The sequence below is a fragment of the Clostridium sp. genome, assembly GCF_051656525.1.
GTDB lineage: Bacteria > Bacillota > Clostridia > Clostridiales > Clostridiaceae > Clostridium.
Genome location: NZ_JBOGCC010000051.1, coordinates 1 through 4,657, shown reverse-complemented (window position 1 = coordinate 4,657; position 4,657 = coordinate 1). Strand labels below are relative to the sequence as shown.

Annotated in this window: 7 protein-coding genes; 1 reads left to right on the top strand and 6 read right to left on the bottom strand. The window is 25.7% G+C overall.

Translation table 11 applies throughout. The features are described from left to right. The 5 genes from ACRDDY_RS01785 to ACRDDY_RS01765 form a co-directional block, all read right to left on the bottom strand. Window positions 1-392: hypothetical protein (locus ACRDDY_RS01785; protein ID WP_438563256.1), on the bottom strand; the 392-nt coding region annotated here is incomplete at its 3' end. A 9-nt stretch (window positions 393-401) separates the two neighbouring features. Beyond that, complete coding sequence (locus tag ACRDDY_RS01780) at window positions 402-1,097, bottom strand: LytR/AlgR family response regulator transcription factor (RefSeq protein ID WP_438563255.1); 696 nt, start codon at window positions 1,095-1,097, stop codon at window positions 402-404. A gap of 46 nt (window positions 1,098-1,143) precedes the next feature. Continuing rightward, window positions 1,144-1,857: a YhfC family glutamic-type intramembrane protease gene (locus tag ACRDDY_RS01775; protein WP_438563257.1), complete on the bottom strand. Its 714-nt coding sequence runs from the start codon at window positions 1,855-1,857 to the stop codon at window positions 1,144-1,146. A 215-nt stretch (window positions 1,858-2,072) separates the two neighbouring features. Further along, window positions 2,073-2,855 (bottom strand): TSUP family transporter, encoded by a 783-nt coding sequence (locus ACRDDY_RS01770; protein ID WP_438563254.1) that lies wholly within the window; start codon window positions 2,853-2,855, stop codon window positions 2,073-2,075. Between the two features lie 134 nt (window positions 2,856-2,989). Further along, window positions 2,990-3,316, bottom strand: coding sequence for a hypothetical protein (locus tag ACRDDY_RS01765; RefSeq protein WP_438563253.1), 327 nt, complete (start codon window positions 3,314-3,316; stop codon window positions 2,990-2,992). A 193-nt stretch (window positions 3,317-3,509) separates the two neighbouring features. Between ACRDDY_RS01765 and ACRDDY_RS01760 the strand changes: the two genes are divergently transcribed. Continuing rightward, window positions 3,510-3,833, top strand: coding sequence for a thioredoxin family protein (locus ACRDDY_RS01760; RefSeq protein ID WP_438563252.1), 324 nt, complete (start codon window positions 3,510-3,512; stop codon window positions 3,831-3,833). A gap of 51 nt (window positions 3,834-3,884) precedes the next feature. On the opposite strand, the gene ACRDDY_RS01755 is transcribed toward ACRDDY_RS01760, so the two are convergent. Then, window positions 3,885-4,657 (bottom strand): MSCRAMM family protein (locus ACRDDY_RS01755; protein WP_438563251.1); only part of this gene is annotated, 773 nt, incomplete at its 5' end.

Here is a 4,657-nt window from a genome sequence, read left to right as displayed (position 1 = left end):
ACCACTGCATTTACTACTACAAACATATCTATTGATTGTAAGCTTATATTTAAATATATACTTATAAGTTTAAACCCCTCTGAAAATACAAGTTGTCCAACGAGAAAAAATACTGCAAATATAAAATAATATACTATATATATTTTTTCATTATTATATAAACTACTTCCTAAAATAACTATTCCAACTAAACTTACTATTACACCTATAGTTGGCATAGTAATATTAATTAAAGTAGTTACCAAAATATATACCCCATATCCAATTACGTAATCTCGCTTTTTATAAAATAGCTTTCTATTAAAATTAGATAAAAATATGTAAATAACCACCAATGATATAGTAGAAATAATATTTAATAAAAGTATTGTTTCCATCTTTAATATAAACATATCTTCCCCCTACATAAAATCACTAATAAAATCATTTAACTTCTCTCTAAAACCTGGTGATTTTTTTTGAGAAAGAGGAATTACATCATCATTCATCATACATATTTCATATCCCTTTATATTTTTCACATGAAAAAGATTTACAGTAAAACTTTTATGTGGAGAGTAAAAATTATATTTCTCCATTGCATCTATAATTCTAGTTATTTTATCTTTAATTAAATACTCCTTTTCCTTCGTAACTATATTTACCTTTCTATTAAAATATTCAAAGTAATATATATCCTTTGGTTTTAATCTTATTATTCCATTAGTACTTGTAAACTCAAGCTCTTCTTCTCCAACTATTTTTGTATATTCTAACGCTTCATTTAATTCACTTATTATATCTTTTTCTTCAAAAGGCTTTGTTAAATATCCAAAAGCATGAACTTTAAAAGCTAGATGAGTGTAATCTGAAAAACTTGTTAAATAAATTATCTTTAATTCTTTATCTTTTTTCCTAAGTTCTTTTCCTGCTTCTATTCCATTTATTCCACCCATATCAATATCTAAAAATAATATATCCAATCTTTCATTAAATTTTACTAACTCTTCTCCTGATTCAAACTGAAAAATTCTAAACTCTCTATCTTCTCCCTTTAAAAATTTTTTTAACCTTTCCCTAATTAATTCATCATCATCACAAATTCCAATATTAATCATTTTGTATTTCCCCCTCATAAATTGATTATATTGGTTTATTTTTACATTAACAATTAATTTTTATATTTAATCTTTCATTACTTACCTTAAATTTTTCTTTAATCTTCACAATATATAAAACTGCTATTATAAAAACTATAAATAAATATCCTTCTGCTAATAACACATTTGGCATTGCTAAAACGGCTCCAAAGTTAGCTATTCCATGAAGTATTATAGCAAGTGGTACAGTATATCTAAGCTTTTTATTTATTCCATATAAAATAAGTAAAGTTAAAGCAATATGAAGACCTCCTGCAAAAATCCTTTCCACAGTTCCTAAAAATATATTTAAACTAGTAAGCCCCATTGGAATCTCTAAACTTCCTGTAATCACTCCAAATAAAATAAATAAACTATTTAATCCAACAAAAAGAATAGCCTCTATTCCAGCGTGTCCTATTCCAAAACTTATTCCATCTCTAAACATTCTATTTTCTTTTAGCATTGTTCCTATAAATACTCTTCTTCCACACTCCTCAAAAACTCCTGCTGAAAAAGATAGTATTGCTAAATATAAAATTGGATTAGTAAAAGACATTAGACTCTTTCCAAATAAAGAATTTATTATAGGAATTCTTAAAATCATTTGTGAAACTACAAAAGTAATAATTCCAATAAAAACTGGTCTTAAACTATATCCCTTCTTTCTCGTTATCACTATATATCCTATAGGTACTCCAAAGCATATCATTAAATTTAAAACTAACATTACAACCATCACATATCTCATCCCCTTTCTTTAATTCATTATATTTCCATAATTAATTAAAGAGAATATACTTTGCATAATATACAGTTTTTCATTCATCAAGTATTGCTTCTACACTTTCTTTATATAAAAATAAAAGCTAAAAACTAGATTTCATCTAACTTTTAACTTCACTCTTTCATATTTTCCTACAAATTAAAAAAAAGCCATTTTATAAATGACTTTTATATTATCACTTTCAATAAATTGAATCCACTAATAAATACTATAAAGATTAATACTGCTATATAAATAATATCCATTTTTTTATTAGATATTTTTTTAGATATACTAGGTGCAATTAATCCACCTAATATTCCTCCCACTACCATAAATATAAATGCCATCCCATCTATATTAGGCACAGATTTTGTAAATATTGCATACAGAATACTTGAAAGCTGTGAAAATAATATTATGTAAATTGAATTTAATGCAGCAGTTTTTCCTTCCATTGAAAATAATATAAATAGTATAGTTAAATTAAGTGGTCCACCACCAATTCCTATAAATGCTGCTATTGCACCTAAAACTATACCCGTACCTATACATATGTATATATTTCCTACATCATAAGTTTTAAATCTCTTTTTATTTAAAGTAAAAATCAAGATCAAAATTATTACTAAAATTAATACTGCTGATTGCATAGCACCTACTATTTTAAAATTTCCATAAGCTCTTCCAATCTCTTGAAAAATTATTTTTCCTATTATTCCTCCAATAACAGCACCTATAGCTAATATTGTACTTTTCCTCTTTTCAATTTTCACACCTAAATTTTTACTTCTAAGTAATGTCATTATTGCCATTGCTAAAACTGTACATGCAGATAAAAAACTTACCTCTGAAATACCTAATGTTCCTGTCATAGAAACCAATGGTTTTATTATAAACCCTCCACCGATCCCACCTACTGAACCTATGATACAAGATAATAAACTTATTACAAAATATAATAAATACATTATATCACCTCCTATTTAATTATATCATATATGTTATATAAATCGTATTATCTAGATATATAGAATTATTTGATAGATATCAAAATAAAAAAAGATTATTCTTATCTTAAAGAATAATCTTTTTTTATTAGAAATTACGTTCTTACACTATAATTCAAGAATATGGATATCCCTGCTATAATTATTCCTACTAATAAAAGAACAATAGCTACAATTAAAATTATTTCTACTGCTGTATATGCTTCCCCATTTCTTTTTTTGTAACTTAGCTTACTACTAATAGAATTTTTATGCTTTGTATGTATTGACTTAGTTTTGTTTGAGTAGTTTATTTTTTTCATTTTTACTTTTGCTACTTGTTCCACTTTCTTAGGCCTTATACTATACTGCATCTTAGCTTTTTTATGCTCATACTCTTTTCCATCTTTAAATTTTATATTTTTCAAATCTACTATTTTCATCGTTACGTTATCCACCCTAACTTTCTTTATATATAGATTATAACATTTCTTTATAGTAGATATACTACTTCTTCATTTAATTTTAATTATTATTTCATATCTATTTATAGTTTTTCTTATATCTTTTTCAATAAATTGGAATTGTATTCTTAGATTTTTTGATATAATTATAGTAAAAGGAGATGATTTCTTTATGATTAAAGTTAATTCTGTAGAAACAATTAATAAATACATAAATAATAATCCTATGACCATTCTTTATTTTACTGGTCTTGATTGTGGTGCTTGTGAAGCTATAAAATTTAAAATTGAAAATATTTTAAATGAATATCCAAATATTACTGGAATTGAGTTAAGTGGTGAAAAATATCCTGAAATAGCTGCTAAATTTAATGTTTTTTCATTACCACTACTTATTTTATTTGTAAATAAGAAGGAAACACTTCGATATGGAAGAGCTATTGATTTATTAGAGTTTGAAAAAACTATTTATCGTTATTCTTCTTTATTAAATTAAAAAAAAGCCTTGAAGCAATGCTTCAAGGCTTTTAGTAATTTTATAATTTTTTTAATCTACTATTTTTTTCTTTCTTCTTATATTTACCCCTACTAATCCTGCTAACGCAGCAATCAATAATAAGTAAATTGGTAATTGACTTGAATCTCCTGTTTTTGGACTTCCTGTTCCATTACTTGATCCATGTCCATTATTTGATCCATGTCCATTATTTGAACTATTAATATTATTTACAATATTTGCTTTTACTATTTGACTATCTTTCACTGTAATAGTGTGCATAGCTTCAACATTTTTAGCATTTATTGTTACAGTTTCTACCTCTGGATTTAAGTTATATCCTGCTGGAGCCTTTGTTTCTTTTATAGAATAAGTTCCCCATGCTAAGTTACTAAGACTAGCTACACCATTATTATTTGTTGTAACTACTTCATTAAATCCATTTGGTCCTGTTACTGTAAATTGTGCTCCTTGAAGATTTTTAGTTCCACTTTCATTAGTTTTAACTATTGTTATGTTTCCTAAAAGTCTACTATCTTGCACATTTGCTTTTACTATTTGACCTTGAGTATCAATTGTGAAATGTCCAACTGTTGTATTTATTTCATATCCAACCGGTGCATCTACTTCTTTATAAGTATATGTTCCTGCTGGTAATGTAAATTTAGTTGGTGTTGTTCCACTTGTAAAGCTTATATCTATTTTCTTTCCTAATACTGATGTTCCTGTTATTTGAATTTTTGCTCCTGCAACTTCTTTTTGATTTGTGGCATCAGTTTTCTCTATTACTAAAGTTCCTGTTGTCATTGTATCTTTTTGAGTTA